At 31.1% G+C, this 22,901-nt stretch carries 24 protein-coding genes; 8 read left to right on the top strand and 16 right to left on the bottom strand.

What is annotated here, in order from left to right:
- Positions 1-3 precede the first annotated feature (3 nt).
- The 3 genes from B5D14_RS03975 to B5D14_RS03965 are packed head-to-tail and all read right to left on the bottom strand — an operon-like array spanning position 4 to position 2,824.
- Positions 4-1,230, bottom strand: coding sequence for an ABC transporter permease (locus tag B5D14_RS03975; protein WP_078711302.1), 1,227 nt, complete (start codon positions 1,228-1,230; stop codon positions 4-6).
- A complete protein-coding gene (locus B5D14_RS03970; RefSeq protein WP_078711301.1) occupies positions 1,227-1,916 on the bottom strand; it encodes an ABC transporter ATP-binding protein in 690 nt (229 codons plus the stop codon). The genes B5D14_RS03975 and B5D14_RS03970 overlap by 4 nt, the downstream gene beginning before the upstream one ends.
- Positions 1,913-2,824: an efflux RND transporter periplasmic adaptor subunit gene (locus B5D14_RS03965; RefSeq protein WP_078711300.1), complete on the bottom strand. Its 912-nt coding sequence runs from the start codon at positions 2,822-2,824 to the stop codon at positions 1,913-1,915. The genes B5D14_RS03970 and B5D14_RS03965 overlap by 4 nt, the downstream gene beginning before the upstream one ends.
- A gap of 139 nt (positions 2,825-2,963) precedes the next feature.
- Between B5D14_RS03965 and B5D14_RS03960 the strand changes: the two genes are divergently transcribed.
- Positions 2,964-4,697 carry an ABC transporter ATP-binding protein gene (locus B5D14_RS03960; protein WP_078711299.1) on the top strand — a complete coding sequence of 578 codons (1,734 nt, stop codon included), beginning with the start codon at positions 2,964-2,966 and terminating at the stop codon, positions 4,695-4,697.
- A gap of 15 nt (positions 4,698-4,712) precedes the next feature.
- Here the strand turns inward: B5D14_RS03960 and B5D14_RS03955 are convergent, their stop codons facing one another.
- Entirely contained in the window at positions 4,713-5,561 is an 849-nt protein-coding gene (locus B5D14_RS03955; RefSeq protein ID WP_078711298.1) for a Nif3-like dinuclear metal center hexameric protein, read from the bottom strand.
- A 132-nt stretch (positions 5,562-5,693) separates the two neighbouring features.
- Here B5D14_RS03955 and B5D14_RS03950 point away from each other — a divergent pair, with 132 nt between their 5' ends.
- The 3 genes from B5D14_RS03950 to ytvI all read left to right on the top strand — a co-directional run bounded on the left by B5D14_RS03950 (position 5,694) and on the right by ytvI (position 8,810).
- Entirely contained in the window at positions 5,694-6,878 is a 1,185-nt protein-coding gene (locus B5D14_RS03950; RefSeq protein WP_078711297.1) for an ATP-grasp domain-containing protein, read from the top strand.
- Between the two features lie 17 nt (positions 6,879-6,895).
- The gene (locus B5D14_RS03945; RefSeq protein WP_078711296.1) at positions 6,896-7,648 is read left to right on the top strand and encodes an esterase family protein; all 753 of its coding nucleotides are present in this window, start codon (positions 6,896-6,898) and stop codon (positions 7,646-7,648) included.
- An 88-nt stretch (positions 7,649-7,736) separates the two neighbouring features.
- On the top strand, positions 7,737-8,810 hold the full coding sequence (gene ytvI / locus B5D14_RS03940; protein WP_078711295.1) for a sporulation integral membrane protein YtvI: 1,074 nt from the start codon (positions 7,737-7,739) through the stop codon (positions 8,808-8,810).
- Between the two features lie 49 nt (positions 8,811-8,859).
- On the opposite strand, the gene B5D14_RS03935 is transcribed toward ytvI, so the two are convergent.
- From B5D14_RS03935 to ygiD, 10 genes are all read right to left on the bottom strand, one after another.
- Positions 8,860-9,690, bottom strand: a complete 831-nt coding sequence (locus B5D14_RS03935; RefSeq protein WP_078711294.1) for a PTS system mannose/fructose/sorbose family transporter subunit IID — start codon at positions 9,688-9,690, stop codon at positions 8,860-8,862.
- Complete coding sequence (locus B5D14_RS03930; protein WP_078711293.1) at positions 9,674-10,447, bottom strand: PTS mannose/fructose/sorbose/N-acetylgalactosamine transporter subunit IIC; 774 nt, start codon at positions 10,445-10,447, stop codon at positions 9,674-9,676. The genes B5D14_RS03935 and B5D14_RS03930 overlap by 17 nt, the downstream gene beginning before the upstream one ends.
- A 15-nt stretch (positions 10,448-10,462) precedes the next feature.
- Positions 10,463-10,936: a PTS sugar transporter subunit IIB gene (locus B5D14_RS03925; RefSeq protein WP_078711292.1), complete on the bottom strand. Its 474-nt coding sequence runs from the start codon at positions 10,934-10,936 to the stop codon at positions 10,463-10,465.
- A gap of 4 nt (positions 10,937-10,940) precedes the next feature.
- A complete protein-coding gene (locus B5D14_RS03920) occupies positions 10,941-11,675 on the bottom strand; it encodes a BtpA/SgcQ family protein (RefSeq protein WP_078711291.1) in 735 nt (244 codons plus the stop codon).
- Between the two features lie 14 nt (positions 11,676-11,689).
- On the bottom strand, positions 11,690-12,109 hold the full coding sequence (locus tag B5D14_RS03915; RefSeq protein ID WP_078711290.1) for a PTS sugar transporter subunit IIA: 420 nt from the start codon (positions 12,107-12,109) through the stop codon (positions 11,690-11,692).
- Positions 12,110-12,176: 67 nt separating this feature from the next.
- Complete coding sequence (locus B5D14_RS03910; protein WP_159443718.1) at positions 12,177-12,908, bottom strand: GntR family transcriptional regulator; 732 nt, start codon at positions 12,906-12,908, stop codon at positions 12,177-12,179.
- Positions 12,909-13,138: 230 nt separating this feature from the next.
- Positions 13,139-14,338, bottom strand: a complete 1,200-nt coding sequence (locus B5D14_RS03905; protein ID WP_078711288.1) for an acetate/propionate family kinase — start codon at positions 14,336-14,338, stop codon at positions 13,139-13,141.
- A gap of 150 nt (positions 14,339-14,488) precedes the next feature.
- A complete protein-coding gene (locus B5D14_RS03900; protein WP_078711287.1) occupies positions 14,489-14,932 on the bottom strand; it encodes a MerR family transcriptional regulator in 444 nt (147 codons plus the stop codon).
- A 98-nt stretch (positions 14,933-15,030) separates the two neighbouring features.
- On the bottom strand, positions 15,031-16,248 hold the full coding sequence (locus B5D14_RS03895; RefSeq protein WP_200804753.1) for an acyltransferase family protein: 1,218 nt from the start codon (positions 16,246-16,248) through the stop codon (positions 15,031-15,033).
- A gap of 165 nt (positions 16,249-16,413) precedes the next feature.
- The gene (ygiD, locus tag B5D14_RS03890) at positions 16,414-17,175 is read right to left on the bottom strand and encodes a 4,5-DOPA-extradiol-dioxygenase (RefSeq protein ID WP_159443717.1); all 762 of its coding nucleotides are present in this window, start codon (positions 17,173-17,175) and stop codon (positions 16,414-16,416) included.
- A gap of 184 nt (positions 17,176-17,359) precedes the next feature.
- Here ygiD and B5D14_RS03885 point away from each other — a divergent pair, with 184 nt between their 5' ends.
- The gene (locus B5D14_RS03885; protein WP_078711285.1) at positions 17,360-17,686 is read left to right on the top strand and encodes a DUF898 family protein; all 327 of its coding nucleotides are present in this window, start codon (positions 17,360-17,362) and stop codon (positions 17,684-17,686) included.
- Between the two features lie 192 nt (positions 17,687-17,878).
- Here the strand turns inward: B5D14_RS03885 and B5D14_RS03880 are convergent, their stop codons facing one another.
- Positions 17,879-18,622: an ABC transporter permease subunit gene (locus tag B5D14_RS03880; protein ID WP_078711284.1), complete on the bottom strand. Its 744-nt coding sequence runs from the start codon at positions 18,620-18,622 to the stop codon at positions 17,879-17,881.
- On the bottom strand, positions 18,615-19,529 hold the full coding sequence (locus B5D14_RS03875) for an ATP-binding cassette domain-containing protein (RefSeq protein ID WP_078711283.1): 915 nt from the start codon (positions 19,527-19,529) through the stop codon (positions 18,615-18,617). The genes B5D14_RS03880 and B5D14_RS03875 overlap by 8 nt, the downstream gene beginning before the upstream one ends.
- 275 nt (positions 19,530-19,804) lie before the next feature.
- On the opposite strand from B5D14_RS03875, the gene B5D14_RS03870 reads away from it, so the two are divergent.
- The 3 genes from B5D14_RS03870 to B5D14_RS03860 all read left to right on the top strand — a co-directional run bounded on the left by B5D14_RS03870 (position 19,805) and on the right by B5D14_RS03860 (position 22,820).
- On the top strand, positions 19,805-20,845 hold the full coding sequence (locus B5D14_RS03870; protein ID WP_078711282.1) for an alpha/beta hydrolase: 1,041 nt from the start codon (positions 19,805-19,807) through the stop codon (positions 20,843-20,845).
- A gap of 105 nt (positions 20,846-20,950) precedes the next feature.
- Entirely contained in the window at positions 20,951-21,592 is a 642-nt protein-coding gene (locus B5D14_RS03865; RefSeq protein ID WP_078711281.1) for a hypothetical protein, read from the top strand.
- A gap of 148 nt (positions 21,593-21,740) precedes the next feature.
- The gene (locus tag B5D14_RS03860) at positions 21,741-22,820 is read left to right on the top strand and encodes an SH3 domain-containing protein (protein ID WP_078711280.1); all 1,080 of its coding nucleotides are present in this window, start codon (positions 21,741-21,743) and stop codon (positions 22,818-22,820) included.
- Positions 22,821-22,901: the final 81 nt, after the last annotated feature.

Below are 22,901 nucleotides of genomic sequence, written 5' to 3'. Positions count from 1 at the left end.
TAATTATTCTGATTGGATTGCTTCAATAATATTGAGGTTTGCTGCTCGTTTAGAAGGTAGATAACCAAATAGTATACCCAACGTAATTGAGAATACTAACGCAAAGGCTACATACGATCCATTGATTGGCAGTTGCATATTCAATACCATTAAGGCAATTTTAATAACGCCTATTCCAATAGTAACTCCTATTATACCACCAATTAGTGTTAATAAGCAGGATTCTACAATGAATTGGATACGTATTGCTGATTTACTAGCCCCAATTGCTCTTTTTACACCAATTTCTCTAGTTCTTTCAACAACACTTACTAACATGATGTTCATTACACCAATCCCTGCAACTAGCAATGAAATGGATGCAATAATCCCCATGACCAATGAAAGAATGCCAGTTACTTGTGTTACTTGTTGGATAAAGAAAGACAAGTCTTCCAATGCATACCCATTCTTTGTGTTTTGATAACCATGGATTTCATTCAATTTATCTACTGCCAATTGAGATGTTGTTTCTAAATCTTCTCCTGGTTTTACTTTTACTGACAAGTATTGGATTGTACCTTTAGAATACATTAAATCATATGCTTCTTGATCAATCGCAATCATTGTCCCTAAGTTTTGATTCGGTGTATTAGTAACCCCCGCAATTGTAAACAATCGATTCTTTATTTTTATTTTTTGTCCAATTGCTTGTTCTGCAGGAATTTGAAGATAGTCATCTAGAATTTTATCATTAATGATGGCTAGATTAATTCGCTCATCTTTTGGATATGCATCAAATGAATTTCCTGCAACCATTTTAAATTCATAAAAGTCCATAAAATTTTCTGGTGCACTTCTTATTGCAACTTGAAATGTATCACGATTTACTTTTACATTCTCATAAGCTGTTGCAACCGCTAATGCATCTTCTACACCTTTTATCTGTTTTAAATCTTCTAAATCATTTAAATCAAATACATATTGTTTGCTACCCATTCCTCCAAAATTCGAATTCATGGATTGATTCAACACTTCAAACTTATCAGTACGATCCTTTACATAGTTAATGTTTACAGAACCATTTGTTCCTGTTATTTGATTTGTAATTGCTACATTAGCAATATCTGAAATAGAGAAAATAATAAAGACAACTGCTACTCCAATAACAATTCCTATAAGTGATAGAAATGATCTCAATTTATTATTGAGTAATTCTCTTACTGATAATTTAATATATTCAAAAATCATACATTACTCACATCACTTTCTATTTTTCCATCTTTAATCGTGATGATTCGTTTTGCTGTTTTCGCAACATTCATATCATGGGTAACAACAACAATCGTGTTCCCTTGTTCATTTAATTCTTTTAACAATTCTAAGATACTTACAGTTGTTTTTGAATCCAAGGCACCTGTTGGCTCATCCGCAAAGATAACCTCTGGATTATTGACTAAAGCACGTGCAATCGCTACTCTTTGTCTTTGTCCTCCAGATAAAGTCATCGGTTTTTTATTGGCTTGATTTTTAATCATCATTCGGTCCATTTTCTCTTCAGCCATCTTTTTTCTTTTAGATGAAGGAATCCCTGCATACAACATGGGAAGTTCCACATTTTTTATACAAGTAATGTTATTCATCAAGTTAAATGATTGAAAAATAAATCCAAATTTCTTCAGTCTTAAATTGGTTAATTGCTTTTCAGAGTAACTTGTAACATTTTCACCATTCAAGTGATATTCTCCACTTGTTGGTTTATCCAATAAACCTAATGTATTCAGTAATGTACTCTTACCACTACCGGAAGCACCAATAATTGACACAAACTCACCTTTATGAATCTTGAATGATACACCTGCTAATGCATGCGTTTCATTAACACCAGGATTATAAATCTTTTTGATGTCTATACATTCAATAACGACTTCACTCATTGTCTTGGCACCGTTACGATTGCACTGTATCCATAAGGAACTTCTTCTGGTATTTCAATATCTACATTGTAGTAAGATGTATCTTGTGTTTCTAAGTTGTTTGGCATTGTATCTACTGCAAGCACTTTGCATGTATATGTCTTCCCTGTACTCTCAATCGCCACTTCAACATCTTGACCAACGGATACTAGTTGATATTCGTATTCAGATACGCTAATTCTTACTTTCTTTGATGTTGAATATAGAACAATATAAGCACTACCTGTTTTACTTGAAGGATCAATTGAATTCGATTCATTTACTTTATAAACAAGTCCACCAATATCTGAAATAATTTTGCCATCTTTTTTGACTTTTCTTAGATTTTCAATTTTAGCTTCAGCATTTGTCCATTCTACCTTGATTTCACTAATTCTTTTCTCTGCATTGTTGTATTCTACTTGTAAGAAATTAATATAAGATTTATCAGATTGATCTGCACCAGCAATTTCACCTTTTATATTTTCTAAACGAGTATAATAATCATCTAGCTCTTGTTGCATGTTAACAAAGTTTTTATCTAATACATCAATTTGAGCATCAATACTATTATCTACTTTATAATCAAAAAGGATTGTTTTATCTTCGATAATATCTCCTTCTTTTACATAGACTTTATTAAATGTTAACGTTGGATCTTTAGAATAGTAATAGGTATCCACGGGTACAACTTTTCCGTTATAGACAATCCCTTTGTCAGTTTCCACTAAATCACTTTGAGTTGTATTTCCCATCATCATACTATTCATTGTTTCAGTTAGTTCTTTATTCTCATCAGCGCTAGGTTTTGGCATTAATAAATTCAATGCAAAGAACCCCGCAACAACCACAACCAATATAATCCCAATCCATTTGAGTACTTTCTTCATATATCCTCCACTATCTCATTGTACTAGTTTATTAATACAATAGTAATTGTACCACGTTGTTATTCAATTGCAATGACAAAATCTATCATTTTAACAAAATTTATCGTAAACTAGATAAAGACTTAAGGGGGACAAATCAATGAATAATCGGGTTAAAAAATTCTTATCCTATTACAAACCATATAAAAAACTATTCTTTGCGGATATGTTTTGTGCTCTAGTTGTAGCAGCTATCTCATTAATTCTACCTTTATGTACTAGAGAAATTACCAATACAATCCTTGTAAAAACACCTATTGAATACAATGCTATTTTCATGATTGGTGCCTTTATGATTGGCTTAGTTTGCATTGAATTTGCTGCTAATTTCTTTATTACTTATAAAGGACACTTGATGGGTGTTTATATGGAACATGATATGCGTAATGACTTATTTACACATTATCAAAAATTATCATTTAGTTTCTATGATGAGCAAAAAACAGGAATTCTCATGTCAAGATTAACACATGATTTATTTTCACTTGCTGAATTATATCATCATGGTCCTGAAGATATCGTTATTTCAATAATTAAATTCGTAGGTGCATTTGTCATTCTATTGAATATTAATCCATTACTGACTTTCATCGTCTTCATAACATTACCACCTATGATTTTATTTACATTCTATTGCAATCGCAAAATGAAAACAGCTTTCAAGTTAAATAAAAAGCGTGTCGGTGAAATCAATGCTCGCATTGAGGATAATTTATCTGGTATTCGTGTTGTAAAATCATTCGCAAATGAATCAGATGAAATCGAAAAATTTGATTACGAAAACAACAACTATGTAAAAAGTAAAACGAAGAGTTATTTTGCAATGGCACAATTCCATTCAGGATTAGGTGCATTTATTACTTTAGTAACTGTCATTGTTATTATTGCAGGTTCGATTTTTATTGGTAATGGTACAATAATCCTTGGCGATTTACTTACATTCTTACTTTATATTGGAAATTTCACAGATCCTATTAAAAAACTAATTAACTTTACTGAGCAATTCCAAGAAGGAATTACAGGTTATGAACGTTTCATGGAAATTTTAGAAATTGAACCTGATATCGTCGATAAGAAAGATGCTGTTGATTTAGTTGATGTTAAAGGGGCTGTATCATTTAACAATGTTGGTTTTCGATATAATGAAAAATCAGATTATGTATTAAAAAATATTAATTTAAATGTTGCTCCTGGGGAATACATTGCCCTTGTAGGATCAAGTGGTGCTGGAAAAACAACACTGTGTTCTTTGATTCCACGTTTCTATGAAGTAAGTGAAGGTAACATCACCATTGATGGACACGACATTCGTGATGTGAAAATGAAATCACTTCGTTCTAAGATTGGTATTGTTCAACAAGATGTTTATTTGTTTACAGGTACAATTCTTGATAATATACGTTATGGTAAACCAGAAGCAACAGATGAAGAAATTATAGTTGCAGCTAAAAATGCAAATGCCCACGACTTCATTTTAGATTTACCTGAAGGATACAACACAGATATTGGGCAGCGTGGTGTTAAACTATCTGGTGGTCAAAAACAACGTTTAGCAATTGCTCGTGTTTTCCTAAAGAATCCACCAATCTTAATCTTCGATGAAGCAACAAGCGCTCTAGACAATGAAAGTGAAAAAGTAGTTCAAGATTCACTAGAAGGTCTAGCAAAAAATAGAACTACGTTTGTTATTGCTCATCGATTATCAACAATTAGAAATGCAAAGAAAATCCTAGTCCTTTCTGAAGAAGGTATCATTGAGGAAGGAAGCCATGATGAACTAATTCAAAATGGTAAAACTTATGCAAATCTATACAATATGCAATTTAGTAAATAAGGGCTTTCGCCCTTTTTATTTTGTAATAAAGTGATACATATCTCCAGATTGAATAAATTCTGAACAAATGTCTTCTTTCAAGATAGAAGGTAATAGAGTTGCAAAATAATTCATACCTGGTTCTTCTAGATTAAAATGACCTATTGCAAGAATAACTTTTGATTGTTCAAGCTCTGCTGCATCTTTAATATAACTTGCAACAGTAAAATCAATGCACTCCATCGCAAGCACGCAATCGACATTTTGTTCTTCAATTAATTCTATAATACGATAATCATTTTCTCCCATGATATGTTCTGCAATAAGAACTCTTTTAATTGTTGCATTTTCATTTCCAATGATTTTGATTCCATTTAGATTTAATTTATCTGTGATTAATGATGCTAACTCTTTTGTATTTGTTTCTGGAATATCAAATAACATTGGTGTTCTAATTGGTGCAATTAAATATTTCTCCCAATCTAGTATTTTCATTAAACCATAAAAAATACCATCCGTTAATTCGCCTTGATCATTTTTCATACCAGAGTGGATATAATCATGATTTCGCCATACAACAATTCCAAATTCTTCTAATAAACGCTTTTTCTCTACTAACGTTTTATTTCGATTCATACTTTCTGTGCTAGCCCCACGATTATAAAATGCTGATTCATGACAAATAATCAAATTCGCTTTCTTTTCTATTGCTTGCTTAATCACATTGATTGAACAATAACATGTTGTAACAATTCCTGTGCATTTTTGGTTAGTATTGCCATATAAAACTTGGTCTCTTGTTTTCTCATCATCAATTTTATTTCCATGAAAATCAATTCCTGCATAGTATTCCTTAATTGTTTGAATCACATCTTGAATTATCATATTTTACTCTCCTTTATTCATTGAATTCATTATATGTCACTCTTTCACTTTACTCAATCCAAAACAATACTGAATTCTATCTTCTATTTTCTTTTGTATTTGGTATAATATTTTAAAGAGAGGTATAGTTTGATGAATTTTATTTTTATTTCACCAAACTTTCCAAAGTCCTATTATTTATTTTGTGAAGCACTCAAGAATAATGGTGTTAGAACACTTGGAATTGGTGAAGATTCACTTGTACAATTAAGTCCTGCATGTCGGGATTCCTTAGATGATTATTATCAAGTACAATCACTAGAAGATTATAATCAAGTTTTCAAAGCGGTTGCTTTCTTTTCTTATAAATATGGAAAGATTGATTGGGTAGAATCAAACAACGAATACTGGCTTACACAAGATGCAAAATTAAGAACAGATTTTAATATCCAAACAGGTGTTCAATATAATGATATTCGGCCTTATAAATTTAAATCCGAAATGAAAAAGTATTATAAAAAAGCAAACGTAGTTACGGCTCGTCATCATTTAGTATCAACCCTTGATAAAGCAAAAGAGTTCATCCTTCAAGTAGGATATCCTGTTATTGTAAAACCTGATAGTGGCGTTGGTGCCTCTACTACTTATAAATTATCAAATGAAAAAGAAGTAATGAAATTCTTTAAAAATATCCCTTCCTATCAAGTCATTATGGAAGAATACATTGAAGGAGAGATTATTTCATATGACGGTATATGCGATGCAAATTCAAATATTATCTATGAGACAGCACATCAATTTCCAAATTCAATTATGGATATCGTTAATGAAAAAAAAGAAATATTTTATTATTCCTATAAGCATGTTCCATCTGATTTAAAAGAAATTGGACAACGTGTTATTCGTGCCTTCGATGTTAAAAGTAGATTCTTTCATTGTGAATACTTTAGATTATTGCATGATAAAGAAGGCATTGGTAAAAAAGGCGATCTTGTTGCACTAGAAGTCAACATGCGTCCTCCTGGTGGTTATACACCTGATATGATGAATTTTGCAAGTGATATCAGTGTTTATCAAATCTGGGCTAATATGATTTGTTTCAATGAAGGACAGTTTGATCCTGAACACCGTCCTTATGTTTGTGTATATTATGGTAGACGTGATGAAATTAATCACAAGTTATCACATAGTGATGTTTTAAAAAAATACAAAGATCATCTTTGCATGTGTGAAAGAATGCCTGAAATATTTCAAGAAGCAATGGGAAATCAAATGTATACAGCACGTTTTGAAACCACAAAACAAGCACTTAATTTTATTCATCAACTTCAACAATAAATTACAAGGAGAACAAAATGAAAATCGAACATTTTCAAGAGTATAGTTTTAATTTGAATCGTGATATGGAATTCAAAGTATATGGTCATAGTGGGAAACCTTGTATTGTATTTCCTGCTCAAGATGGACGATACTTTGATTTTGAAAATTTCAAAATGATTGAAGCCTGCCAAAGACAAATTGACCAAGGTTTGATACAGTTTTTTTGCGTAGATAGTATTGATTTAGAATCATGGTCAAATACCAACAAATCTGCAAGAGATAGAATCGAACAACATGAACGTTGGTATAATTACATCTGCGATGAATTTGTACCTAGAGTAAAACAAATTAGTAAAGATGCCAATGATCACAAGGATTTGGGTATTCTATTAACAGGATGTAGTATGGGTGCTGCCCACTCATTGAACTTTTTCTTAAGAAGACCTGATTTCTTTGATTCTGTCATTGCTTTAAGTGGTATTTATCATGCTGGCCACTTCTTCAAAGATTATAGTGATGATTTAGTCTACAATAATTCGCCAATTCAATATATCGAAAATATGCATTATGATCATTTCTACGTTGATTTATATCGCCAAAGAAATATCATCCTATGTGTAGGACAAGGTGAATGGGAAGATGAAATGATTGTTGATACGAGAAAAATGGAAGAACTATTTCGATACAAAGACATTCCCGCAACAATTGAATATTGGGGATTTGATGTAAATCATGATTGGCCATGGTGGCGTAAACAATTACCTTACTATCTAACAAAAATTATATAAATTTCAAAAGTCAGCATCTTGTTTGTTGACTTTAATTTTTGCTTACCCTAGAATTACATACATACCAACACTTTGGTAGGAGGTATTTGTGAATATAGAAAAAAAGAAGAACTTTATTATTAATTCATTATATATTGCAATCATTGCAATACTTGTATTTTTTGTTATTAAATATGGTTTAGGCTTGCTTGCTCCATTTATCATTGCATTTTTTATTGCTTATATTTTGAGAAAACCTACAAATTGGGTTACAAAAAAATTCAAACTGCCTTCGAAGTTAGCATCAATACTCATGGTTATTCTGTTTTATTCAACCATCGGGGTTGTTATCGTCTTGCTTACAATTCGTCTTGGTAGTGCAATAGCTTACGCTTTTGCTTTTCTACCTGAATTCTATACTACAGAATTAAGTCCATTGTTGATGAACTTCTTTGAGGCCATTGAAAATACTTTTAGAACTATGGATCCGCAATTGGTACAAACATTAAACGATTTATTTAATCAATCACTTAAAGCTCTAGGCGATTTATTATCTAGCTTATCGGTACAAGTGATTTCCCTTATATCAAGTTATGCAACATCATTACCTGAATTATTAATTAGAATACTATTTACAATTATTTCAACATTCTTTATTGCTTCAGATTACAATCAAGTTGTTTCATTTCTAAATCGTCAACTAACACCAAAAACTGCTAATTTATTAAGACATATAAAAGACTATATTGTTGGTACTCTATTTGTTTGTATTCGCTCTTATGCTTTAATTATGTTTATTACTTTTGTGGAGTTAGCAATTGGCTTAAGTATTATTCAAGTTGAGAATTCTATCTTTATTGCATTTTTAATCTCAATATTTGATATTCTACCTGTTCTTGGAACTGGTGGAATTATGATTCCTTGGATTATTCTTGTAGCATTCCAAGGTAATTATGCATTATCCATTGGTTTATTGGTGGTTTACCTTGTGATTACCGTTATTCGAAATATCATTGAACCAAAAATTGTAGGTCAACAAATTGGGCTTCATCCAGTAGTTACCTTATTAAGTATGTTTATTGGTACAAAGCTCTTTGGTATGTTGGGATTATTTGGACTACCAATTACACTTTCACTTCTTAAACATCTAAATGATGATGGAACAATTAAAATCTTTAAATAAGATTAATGCAAAAGAAAAGATGCCTAGGCATCTTTTTACTTTTACAATATTATAAACCAAAGATGAATGATACTGCACAACATACAACAACAAGTGATAATAAAATTGTTGTTGTTTTTACTTTTTTACCAAGAATCCAATACATGAATCCGAAGACACCAAGTTGAATTAAACAAGGCATAATTTGATCAAGGTAATATGTTAATGGTTGTGCAAAGTCTCCACTACCTACCATGATTGGTAAATCCAACCAGATTTGTTGACAAATCATACCACCAATAACCATTAATCCTACAATACCTGCATAATAAGATACTTTATTCATAATGCCGCTTTTTGCGATTTTTTCAATGAAGCTTGATCCAAATGAATAACCAAACTTCAAACTATACCAACGAATAATAAATGCTGGAATATTAAATATCAGCAAATAAAGAATAGGTCCTAAAATATTTCCTGCCGATGCAAATGAAATGGCAATACCTGCAGCAATGATACGTAATGTTCCTGGAATTAATGAATCCCCAATACCTGCTAACGGTCCCATTAATGAAGTCTTAACCGCGTTGATAGAGTTGCCATCAAAACTACTATTATTGGCATTTTCTTCTTCCATTGCAGCATTGATACCCATCAGTAATGGAGATATTTGTGGTGTAATTGCCATGAATTCAAGTCCACGTCTTAATGCTTCAATTCTCTTTTCTTCATCTTCTTTGTTTGGATATAATTTACGTACAACAGGAGTAAGTGCATAAGCATATGCAATGTGTTGTTGTCGTTCATAGTCCCACGAAATATCTAATTGACATGAACGAATAAAGATTTGATTTAATTCTTTTTTAGTAAGTTTCTTCATGCTACTAGAACTCATTGTCATCTTGTACACCTCCATCCATAACTACTGTATTGTTTCTTTTTTCATTGAAATATAAGAATGCTACGATACATGAACCAATTCCTGCAAGTCCAATAATTGGCATATTTAAATAGGCACACAATAAGAATCCAAGAAATAAGAAACAAGCTAATTGTTTGTTCATGATCATTCTTGCAATCATAGCAAACCCAATTGCTGGGATAATACCAGTTGCATAATTCAATCCACTATTTAACCATTGTGGAATGCTTGCAATAACACTTTCAATTACAGGTTGTCCAAAGTAGAATGCTAGAGCTACAATTCCTGCTTGTGGAATGATTTGAACTACTATTGCAAGATAATGCATCATATCAACACCGTTACAATCTCCTTTATCTGCATAGCGATCTGCTCTGTGTCCAATAATTGGAACAACGAACATCATCATGAAGTTTGATAATAGAGCTGTTAATGTTGCTACTGGAACTGCTAGTAATACTGCTGAAGCTACATCTGCTCCGGTAAGAATTACATAAGCTGTTCCAAGGATTGCACCAGAGGTATAATCTGGTGGATTGCTTGCTCCAATTGGGAATGCCCCTAACCAAACAAGTTCTAATGTTGCCCCTGCAATAATCCCTGTTCTTAAATCATTTAAAGCTAAGCCAACTAATGTGGAAACTACTAGTGGTCTACCAATGTTTGAACTTGCAAAAAAGCTATTCAAGTAACCAAAGGCAGCAATACAGAAAATCAATAATGCTTGTACTATCATTTTACTATCCTCCTTTTATTTAATAAGGTCCATTACATTTTGACCCTTATCTTCCGGTACCATTTTTACTTCTACTGAGATTCCTCTTTGGTTCATCTGGTTTAATCTTGCAATCTCTTCTTGAGAAACAAAGACTGCCATTGATATTTGTTTCTTCCCTTCTTCAGTTTTTACACCACCTAAATTAATATTTTTAATAGAAGGTACTTGTTTAGTTAGTTCATCCGCATCTTTAATTGATTCAAGTATAACCATCAAATGATATTTATCAGTTACCCCTGAATTTAAAGCTTGTACTGAATCTTCAATACTTTTAATCACTAGTTTCACACCACTTGGCGTTGCCATTCTTAGTGCAGACATTCTTAGATTATCTTTTGCAACTTCATCATTTGCGATAAGAATACAATCTGTACCTAAACTCTTAGTCCATGCAAAGGCTACTTGCCCATGAAGTAGACGGTGATCAATTCTTACTAGATTTATCATTTGTTTATCCTCTCATTCTTTTTATGATGTCAGTAATTTCTTTCACATGCTCAGCACATACATCACCTGTATCAACACGTGTATCTTTGAAATAGCTACCAATAATTGCTGCATCTGCTATAGTCATTTGTTCTTCTAATGTATCTTTTGTAATTCCTGCTGCTACAATAACTGGAAAATCTTTTACAACTTCTTTGAACTGTTTTATTTTTTCGATTGACGTATTTTCTCCAGTAGCATCACCAGTAACACAAATTCCATCACATCGTGTCATTGCTGTTTTCAAATCTTCCTCAACTGTATGAATCGATAATACAGGTTGATATTTAAACCTTACTCCACCAATTAAACAAGCTTCTGAGTTTTCTCTTTCCAATTTGAAGAATTCATGAAGCGAAGCTTCATCTCTTTCTCTTACATGACCCACTACTGAATCAATCTGAACAAATTGTGCATGATATTTATTCGCTAAATGAAAACCTAAGTGATCCACATTTAAACAATTAACACCATAAGGAATCGGAAGATTACTTTCTTCTACATAGCTTAATATTCTTTCCAGTTGATAGTAATTACCAAAATAGGTTTCTAAAATAATTCCATCAATTCCGTTACTTACATAAATTTCTATTTCTCTTTTTGCTCTTTCAAATACATCTTCGTCATCATCTCCTTTAAGATGAATCATACCAATAATTGGTTTCTCATTTTGAAATAGCGACAAAAAATCTCTACTCATTATTCTCCCTCTTTCTAAAAGTCATTTTCGACTTGATCCGATTGATTTTCAATTTCAATAAATTGAATACCATCTTGTGATTGATTTACCACCTCTTGTATTGTAAGTTGTGTTAATGGTTCAACATAACTCAAGAGTAAATTAAGTACCATGGATAAGCATAGTCCACTAAATAACTTAACATTTGGATTTAATGTCAATGGCATCATAGATGAACATACACTTGCACCATACAAATCAGTTACAATAACAAATTCTGTTTCTGGATTAGATTGAATTTCTATTTGTAATACTGCTGCATAATCCGAAGGTGATTGCCCAGGTAATAGACAATAAGTTTCTATTGATTCTGCTAAGTCTCCCGTGATTAACTTTGCTGCATCTTTCATACCTTCTGCTAGATGCCCATGTGATGCTAAGATTAACTTTCTCATACTGTTCTCCTCTTTTTGGGTACACTAAAAACATCTTTTAAAAATTATTTTTATTTATTTTGGAATACTACTTATTTGTTGATCTTACTGAAAATTTATAAATATCACTTCGAATATATTGTTCATTGTAGTAAAGTACTTGATTCATATCCCCTACAACTAACTGACTAATATAAAGTAATGGTGTCCCCACAACACAATCAAGATATTTTGCTTGCTCTTTTGTAGCATACTTTATTTCAATTACATCATCAAAGAATTTCGCAGTGTTTCCTGTATTTTCTCTTATTACATCTAGTAAAGGTTGTTGCTCAACATTTTTACTTAGCATAAAGTCAAAACTCGAGATGAAATAGTCTTCTTCTAACATACTTGCACGTCCATCAATCAATCTAAGACGCTGAATATGAATCACTTTTTCTTGTTCATCAATATTCAATTGACTACAAATACGCTTATCTACATTCCTTAATCCTTTAAAGATTATTTCAGTACTAGGTACTTGCCCCATTTGTAAACATGACTTTGTAAAACTACCTTCTGCACTTACCATTTCAGTATAAACAGGCAATGAAACAAAAGTTCCTTTTCCGTGTTTCTTAACAAGTACATTATCATCACAAAGTTTTTGAATTGCACTTCTTACTGTAATACGACTCACTTTATAAATTTGACTTAATTGTTCTTCAGAAGGAATTTGATTCCCTACTTGGTACTCACCAAGCGTAATTTTTTCCATGATTGCATCATAGAGTTGTTGATATAAAGGTGATGCAACATTACTGTGTAGATTACTCATAACATCCTCCATTGTATTTATCGTATTATATCATACATTCAATAATACGTGTTATGACATCTCTTTTATATAAGACATCATAACACATATTATTCCTTTGTCAAATAAAAAATAGCTTAAGTTTTCTTTTAAATCCAGCTATTTTTCATTTACTATAAAATTCTTTATTTCATTAATTTTCGCTTTTCCACATTACAAGAAGCGAATTAAATTATTATTATTGTTAAGCGCTATACTTTATTTTGAAATATCTCATAACAATCTCTAGCAATTACAATTTCTTCATCTGCAACCACGACAACAAGATTCACCATTGAATTTGTGGTAGATATTATCGCCTCACTTCCCATGGTGCTCGAATTTTTGTCATAGTCTAGTTCTATTCCAAGTGCCTCTTTTATTTTGTCTACTATGCACTCACGCATGCGATAGTCATTTTCACCAACCCCTGCAGTGAAGACCAAAGTATCTAAACCACCTAATTGAACATAATAGGCACCAATATAACTTGCAATTCTCTCTGCATACATTTCCAATGCTAGTTTTGATTGCTCATCACCATCATTCGCTGCTTTTCTAACATCACGTAAATCATTTGAGAGTTCAGATACACCTAAAATTCCACTTTCTCTATTTAATTGGTTTAATACTTCTTCAACAGCTATGTTTTCTTTCTGTGCTATGAACTCCACAATTGATGGATCAAGATCACCACATCTAGTTCCCATCATAAGACCACCTAAGGGTGTTAATCCCATAGAAGTATTAATTGACTTTCCATCTTTTATTGCAACAATAGAAGCTCCATTTCCCAAATGACAAGCTATGATTCTTCCACTTTTTTCTTTACCTAATATCTCCTCAACTCTTCGAACAACATTTCGATAACTTGTTCCATGAAATCCATATTTTCTCATTCCATATTTCTTATAGTATCGATATGGTATTGGGTAAGTATACACTTCGCTTGAAATATCTTGATGAAAGGATGTATCAAATACTGCAACATGAATCGCATGACTTAATATCTTCTTCATCTCCTCATATCCTTGAAGATTTATTGGATTGTGTAATGGAGCTAGATATTCGATTTCTTTAATTTTAGCAACAACATCTTCAGTAATCATCTCACTTTTTTTAAAATATTCACCACCATGGGCAACACGGTGACCACAAGCTACAATATCTCCAATAGTATAAATCACTTTATTCTCTATTAGTTTTTCTACAAGAAAATGAAAAGCTTCTTTATGATTGCTTAATTCTTGATGATAAACTGTTTTATTTCCATTGTAGATTAATGTTAATACAGCTTCTTTTTCACCAATTTTCTCTATTAATCCTGAGGATACTTTAACTTCATAAGGCATCTCAATTAATTGATATTTGATTGAACTACTTCCTGCATTAATGACTAATACTTTATCCAACTCGCTTCCCTCCATTAAAAAGGATGAATTTATCATCCTTTAGTTTTATTTCTATTATTTTAAGCATACACTACCCCTGAATATAATTGCAATCGTAAGATGAATCTTAGTTTAATCTAATTTAAAACCATCTCATTAGAGGTAAAGGTTTCATTCATCTCGATGTGCATTATCATAATGCTTTTGAATGTCTTGAGGTAGATGGTCTGGTAACATTTCATAGATTTCATCTTCACACCCATCCTCAATGGCCTTACTATAATACCAACATTTGTATTCCAGCATATCCATCACTTTTTCTAATTTCTTCATCTCTGCTTGAACAACTTGTTTTTGATTTTCAAACAATTGCTTACGTTGCTCATATGTTTTATTCCCTTGAGTGGACCATTCCATAAATTGTTTGATATCTTTTATTTCTAAACCCGATCTTTTCAAACATTCTATAATTCTCAATCTTTCAATTTCCTTTTCTGAAAATTGGCGAATCCCTGATATTTTTTGCATGTTTGGAAATAGACTTTCTGCATCATAATACCTAAGTGTTGATATAGGTAAGTTAAACATTTTTGATATTTGCCCAATTGTATACACGATCATCCTCCATGTGTTAATCTCAACACTAACCCTAAAGTTAACTTTATGTTATCCCATATTATTATGTTTTCAGGTGGATGTCAATTCAGGAATAATTAAAAGTTTAATCTCCCCTGCTTTCTTATTTTGCGTAATGTAAGTAAGTAACAGCTTGTAAAGCTAAGGAAGAAACATATACAAGAAGTCCATTCAAATTTAACCACAAATGAAGATGGTATTTGCTCATAGAAATAACTTGCAGTAATTGAAGTAAACAACATTCCAATAATTAATGAAAAGAAGATTGTTTTGCGTTTTAGATAGACTTGATGCAAAACAATGATAAAGCTACTTAGCATATGGGACAGAATTAAAATGAAGACTAAACTAACAATCCCACTAGCTAAAATAGGTAAATCAAAAGCCTTCCCAATTTCTTCAATAATAACAATGCATACAGGATGTATAAAGTAAATGTATTTCGATAATTCACGTACTCTACGTGTATCATTTTTAATCGCTATTGGACAGCTTAATAATGTGATAAAAGAAACAAAACTAAATGGAACTAACATGATTAGAAAATTCATATCTAAACCTGGTACATTGTAAATAGCAAACCCTTCAATGATTAAAAGTAGTGCACAAACTATTGTCGCTATTCTCATGCCTTTTATATTTCGCCTTAAATCTTCTTGATGATCAACTATATAAAATCCCAACGTTACAAATATCAATCCATAAAAAAGTCCACTTCTTGTTGTAAACATAAAACTAATTAATAAATCGAAGAAATCTTTAAACCATCCATTTTGCAAAAACCCATAATAAGTCTCAATACTACCAAATAAGAAAAATCCAAAGCACACGATAATGATTGTTTTATATCCAAAATATTTCAGTAATTTTGTAATCGCAAACAAAGAAAATATCATTGCTGGAATATACCATAGATGATAATAAGTACCGGTATGAAATAAGCCAACTAAAAATGCTATGGGCATAAGTTCTTCTGAAATTGTTAAGTTCTGTTGAATCCAATTTAAACCGATCGGTAGAAAAATAATACTCCATAATAAATAAGAATAAATCGATTTTTTCAAATACTTCCCCAAATACTTTTGATCCTTATTGTATCCCTTTCTAAAGAAATATGCACTGCTTATAAAAAAGAAAGGAACGGCTACTCGACATATAATTTGTCTAAAAAAGAAATCCAAAATATCAATTGGAAATAGTTGTGTACAATGAATACATACAATCATAATTGCCGCTATGTATTTAACATAATCAATTATTTTATAGTTTTGTAATTCTTTGTATTCTTCCATCATCCAACTTCCCCCCTACTCAAATATTGTATTATTGTGTTATATATATAATACAATAATACAAAGTAGAGATATTGTCAATTTATGAATTAAAATTCAATGTATCTTTTCATATAATAAAAACTGGATATATTCATTTTAACTTTATATCCAGTTCACCATTAATATTTACTTATTCCACACTACACACGTCATACTCAGTGATCCAGAGATGATCTTGTCATTAGTTATCAAAACAGAATCATGATTACTTGCACCCAGGCATACAATTAATGGTAGATAATGTTCACTTGAATTAACACTTAGTATCGCATCATTTCCCCATTGGCTATATTCGATGAGTTGTTCATCTTCATGATGAATCAGGCATTCATTAACTCGTTGGCGAAAGTTTTTTGCCCAGTCATATTCATTATTTTCATTTTCCCAATCAAGTACACGTAGATTGTGTACAATATTTCCACTTCCAACAATCAATACTCCCTCATCACGTAAGATCTGGAAACTCTTGCCAAGTTCGTAATGCTCTTGTGGTGAAGCATTTCGATTTAATGATAGTTGTATTACTGGGATATCTGCATTAGGAAACATATGAATCAAAATAGACCAAGCTCCATGATCATATCCACGAATATTATTTTCCTTTAAGGTTGGTAAAATTGATAAACATCTCTCTATTATCGTCTTATCCGTATGTGCAGGATAATCTACAGTATATAATTGATCTGGAAATCCAAACATATCATAAATCATTTTAGGATATAGATTAGTCGTAATCTCAAACTTATCACTTACCCAATGAGCACTTATCATTAAGATTGCTTTGGGATGAATATTTTCAATTAAATTCTTCCACTGCTTAGTAAAAATATTATTCTCAATCGCATTCATAGGACTTCCATGACCAATAAAGCAAACAGGCATTCTCATTACATCACACTCCTTTAATTCATTATATAAAGTCATGTTATTTATATCTACTAAAGTAATTTCATATCTCAACAACAAAATAGTTCATCTTCGAACTTATATTATTTCTAAATCACTTTAATGGAAATTAATCATCATTCGCCTTACTATAATATTATTCAATAAATATATTTGGAGGAATAAAATGACAAGTTTAAATAAAAGAGAATCATATTTTGATGGAAGTTTACTTGGTTTAGTAGGAATCAACATCATCACTGTCTTACTAGCTGTTATAACAATTGGTATCGCTTATCCTTGGATTATATGCATAAAACTTAGATGGGTGGCTTCTCACACGGTTATTGAAGGTAAAAGACTAGCATTTATCGGTACTGGTCTTGATTTGTTTTGGACGTGGCTCGTATGGCTTTTATTGACTTTGGTTACATTTGGTATTTACGCATTCTGGGTTGTCATCAAGATGAAACAATGGGAAGTTAAGAATACTGTATTTGAAGAAATTGAATAAATTACTTTTAGTATCACAAAAACATATATAAAAATGAGCACTTAATTAAATCGATATGATTTCATATGAATATCGAAATGATGAATTGCTCTTTTTAATTCTAACGACGGGAATTTTCATCTTTTTAACAATGTAGAATCGATTAAATGATTCAAGGATATTATTAAATAAAATGAGTTTACGTAACTTTTTTTACTTTAATTCCTTTTTGTTAAAAATATGCATTCCAACTAAATTTGTAATTAAAATCAAATATAAACAATAGAATCCCAATTTGTAAATCGTTAAATAATCAACAGTTGATATTTGGATTCCTTGTACAAAGGGATTGGCATCAAACAAAAATTGAACTGCTTCACTAAAAATAGATGAATTTAACCCTTGTAGAGATAAGGAGTAACAAATTAACCCAATCAACAAAAACATAAATGATACCAGAATACATGTTGTTGATGATTTTGATTTGCTTGAGCATAGCATTCCTATCATATTGAAAATTGAAGCAATTGAAACACATGATAACCACCCGATAATACTCGATACCAAGAAATGAAGTAGATCATAATTTCCATCTTTAGAAAACATGAGCACAATAAATACACCAACTATTAAACTCACAAAATACAATGCTGATATAGAAATAATTCCTATTAACAAACTTGCAGAATATATTGTTATTCTTTTGTGACCTGCAATAACCTTATTTCGAATCGTGCCATCGCTATACTCTGTTCCATAAAATAGTCCTATGAAAAATGATGTGATTATACCAATAACTAATAGAACTATAAACAATGTAAAATCAAGTGGTACTTCTCCTTGAACAACTAACATAAAAGTAAGTAATGCTTCTATAATTACGAGAATAAATAAATTAATCCAAAATGGTTTATATATTCTTAATCGATAAAGATTCGCTGATAAAAGTCTATACATCTTTCTCACCTCCTACAAGATTGATAAAATAGCTTTCAAGACTTTCTTCTTTTTCAAAAAGTGAAATCACTTCGCAATTAGCTCTATCTAAGGCAAGAACCAATTGCGTAATATTAACCGTACTAAATATTTTTGCTTTTGTAGAAGATAAAAGCTTATATTCAACATGCATATCATCGAGAGTACACATCAATGCTTTCGAATTATTTACTTCAATCTGAATATACTTTCCACAATGAGCTTCTAAATCTTTTGCACTAATTTCCTTAATTATTTCCCCTTGATTAATAAACCCATAATGTGTTGCAATTTTTGACAATTCATCTAAATAATGACTTGAAATCAAAAATGTGATGTGATAATCGTGATTTAGTTTCAAAATTAATTTGCGCATTTCTATAATTCCTTGCGGATCTAATCCATTTGTTGGTTCATCCAATATTAAGAAATCTGGATTACCCACTAATGAAATCGCAATCCCTAATCGTTGTCTCATTCCTAAAGAAAAATCCTTCACTTTTCGATTTCCAGTATCTTGAAGACCCACCAAATCCAATAACTTATCTATTTCTTCAAATGAAGTTAATCCTTTAATATAAAATTGCTGTTTTAGATTTTCAATGGCTGTCATTTCTTGATAGATTGATGGTTTTTCAACTACAGCACCCATTCTTCGCCTGGATACATTAAAATTTCCATCTGTATCTTTTCTATCAAACAAGGTAACATTACCCTTTGTTTTTTGTTGAAGACCACATATAATTCGTATCATTGTCGTTTTACCTGCACCATTCTTACCAATAAATCCGTAGATTGATCCTCTTGGTATTGTCATAGAACAATTTGATAAAGCCTTAAAATCACCATAATTCTTACCTAATGAATCCACTGTTAACACATTATCCATAAATTTACTCCTTACTCATATTATTTGTTTATTTGTGTTAACACAACAATACAACTGTTCATTTATTTAATCAACCCTTATTCAAAGATTTATTGAATTAAAATCATTCATATTTTGATTATTAAATTTAGTTTTTAGATCTAATGAGCAACATGAAAGGAGATTTATAAGACATATTATATAATTAATTTATAAGTTGAGATTCTTTGTTTATTACTTAATCTTGTATTTATATTCAAATTTCTATTCACCTCATATGAAAGGAGGTAACTCATATGAATATATTTGTTTATTTAATTATTGGTATTTTGATTTTTCTTCTTATATTTATGCTAATTACCTTTTTAATTTATAATAAGATCTTTAGCAAAAGATATGAAATGGCTGATAAACCGATGTCCATTTCTCTTTCACTTTATGATTTCCCAAATCTAAGAGCAACTCCCGTTTCTTTTCATACAACTGACAGTTTATTAAAAGGAAACTTTTACCATAGTTCAACTGTTTCTATTACACAAAAGTGCCTTTTAATTTTTTGTCATGGAATTTCAAATGGTAGTCGAGATTATTTGACTCAAATCAATTATTTTGTTCAACAAGGTTTTGAAGTTTTAGCTTATGATAATACAGGAACTCATAATTCATCAGGCAAAGGTATTCGAGGGTTACCACAATCACTCATAAATTTGCATGATGTACTAAATTTATTATCAACTCAAGATGAATTCAAACCTTATTGGAAGTTGCCTCTTATCCTTATTGGTCACAGCTGGGGAGCTTTTGCGGTGAATGCTGTTTTGAATTATAGGGAATTTAAAAATATAAAAGCTGTTGTAAGTTTTTCAGCTTTTAATCGTCCTATTGATATGTTAGTTCAACAAGGAAAACATCTTTTTGGTAACGCCATATTTTTATTTCGTCCATTCTTACAATTCATTGAATTTATTCGATTTAATAAAGTATCTCACTTCACTTCAATAGGCGGTGTAAATTCTTGTGATATTCCTATCCTCGCTATACATAGTAAGGATGACCCTATTGTTTATTTTGAAAACTCATTGGTATCTAAGAAGTTGCAATGTACTAATCCTAATGCAGTTTTTATAACTTTAGATGGATGTAAACATAATGTTACTCTTAGCCAAAACGCAAGAAATTATGGAGCTGAATTAAAAGCATCTATTAAAATTCCAAAGCACATCAACTCTCAAGATGAAATAGAGAAATATTTAATAAATATAGATAAAATGAGATTATATGAGTTAGATATGCATCGTATGAAATTCATAGAAAATTTCATAGTTAAAGCACTTTAGGTTCAATTTCTTAATATTTTTGTACACAATAATTTTTAATAATCAATAAATCACAAATTGTTTTATAATCAAAATTTAAGTATGATATAAAAAAGGAGTGTCATCATGAAAAAACTTGTTATTTTATTACTTATCATCTCTATAAGTGGGTGTGCGAAGAAAGAATTTAAATTTGAAACACTAAATCAGCCAATTGAAATTGAATATTTAACAGAAGCTGATAATACGGGACAAAAGTATGTCATTGAAACAAATGGTGAAATAGAAGAATTTAGCGGAATAGATACATATCCTTTGGGGTTGCAAACAGCTGAATATAAAGTTGAATTTGAGGGCAACGAAAAGATAATCCCAGTAGAATTTAAAGTTGTACTAAGTGAGTCACTCGATGATTATAAAGATGTACTCCCTTCAGGTAGATACTACAAGAGACTGGATGAAAATGGAGTACCAGTATATTTACGAGTAGACTTGAATCAAGAAAAGCTGGAATTATTAACCTACCCTTTCTCGAAATATGATTTTGCTGAAGATTATGACACTACACTTGTGAAAGAAAGTGCGACAAGATCTACATATGGGCAAATGGGTGAAGGTGATTTAGCAGTATATTACATTACTGAAGAAGCTATCTATTGGGTTCAAGGAAACTCCAGTAATTATGCGACTATTGAAAATGAAATTGAAGATGGAGATTATAGTAATATAATAATGAAGTATGATTTTGAATATATGCTTAATAAATAAATGTTTAAAAAGTATATTAGATATAAATTTTTGTGAACAATTACTGAAATTGGGGAATAACTGATATGTTACTCTCTTTTTTTTTATTAAGATATAAGAGTAAATATATTGCGCAAAATTTACATAAAATAGAAAGAAGGAATATGAAATGGAATATACAATTTTTCCAATGGCTTATATAAATATAACCCAACGTGTCGGTGGAACAACTTCTCATACATTTGAATATCAGGGAGTTGTTAGAGACCAATTAGCAATCGACATTGGAGGTGTTGATTCGGGTATTGATTTTGCCTATGCTCCAACAACTTGTAAAGTTGAAAAAATCATAGGTACAACTGTCTACTTTTCATCTTGTGATAGAAATGGATATTACAAAAAAGTTAAATGTGCAGATGGACAAGAGAGATATTTAACTTATGCATTAACACATATTGATAACACTTCATCATGTCCAGTAAATAAAATTTTTCTGGCGGGTGATAAGTTTTATCAAGAAGGATCATCAGGTGGTGCAAAAGCAAACCACATTCATCTAGAAGTAGCAAATGGATCAAACCAAAGTAAAACGGGAGTTAAAATTCGAATGAAACAATCGGATGGTTCATATAAACTCGAAGATGGTTTGAGTTTTGTTGAAAACGCATTGAATCCAAGAGATATATTCTTTGGATTGGAAGGGTTAACGACAATAAATTACAACGATTCTGATAGTGCTAATTTCTTACGACAAACAATTAGAAATAGAAATGGGCAAGGAACAGGAGGTGATTGCTTCTTGAAAGCTGTGAATATGGGCTTCAATCTTCGTGTATTACCTAGTTCTTCAAGTAATACTCGTGGTATGGTGCCAAAGGGTTCTCAAGCACGAGTATTGAGTTTTCAAGGTTTCCAATCTGATGGTTATCAATGGGCGATGGTAAGTTACAATGGTACTTACGGATATGCTCAAATTGACTTAAAAAATTGTTATCAACTTGCAAAAAACTCAGGATATAACATGATAATGTATGCGGTAGGAGATGCTTTCCGAATTCGTAGTACAACAAATCATGCTACTGTCTTAGAAGTAGTCCCTAAAGGTGATTTTGCTTATATAACAGGATTTCCTAACAGCTTTGATTCAAATGACTCTGGTTTATATCAATATGCTTTCACATATAAAACTCAATATGGTAAATCTCAATTGGATACTAAAGGCTATTATTTAGTAGATTTCATTTACTAATAATTGAACATAAAGTTAAATCTATAGTTTAGCAGATTAAAGTGGTGGGGCAAAACCATCTCCACCACCTATCACAACAGC

Origin of the sequence: Anaerorhabdus furcosa, assembly GCF_900167375.1 — a bacterium.
In the GTDB taxonomy this organism is placed as follows: domain Bacteria; phylum Bacillota_I; class Bacilli_A; order Erysipelotrichales; family Erysipelotrichaceae; genus Anaerorhabdus; species Anaerorhabdus furcosa.
The sequence above is the reverse complement of the archived record's forward strand: the minus strand, read 5'-3'. Positions and strand labels throughout refer to the sequence as shown.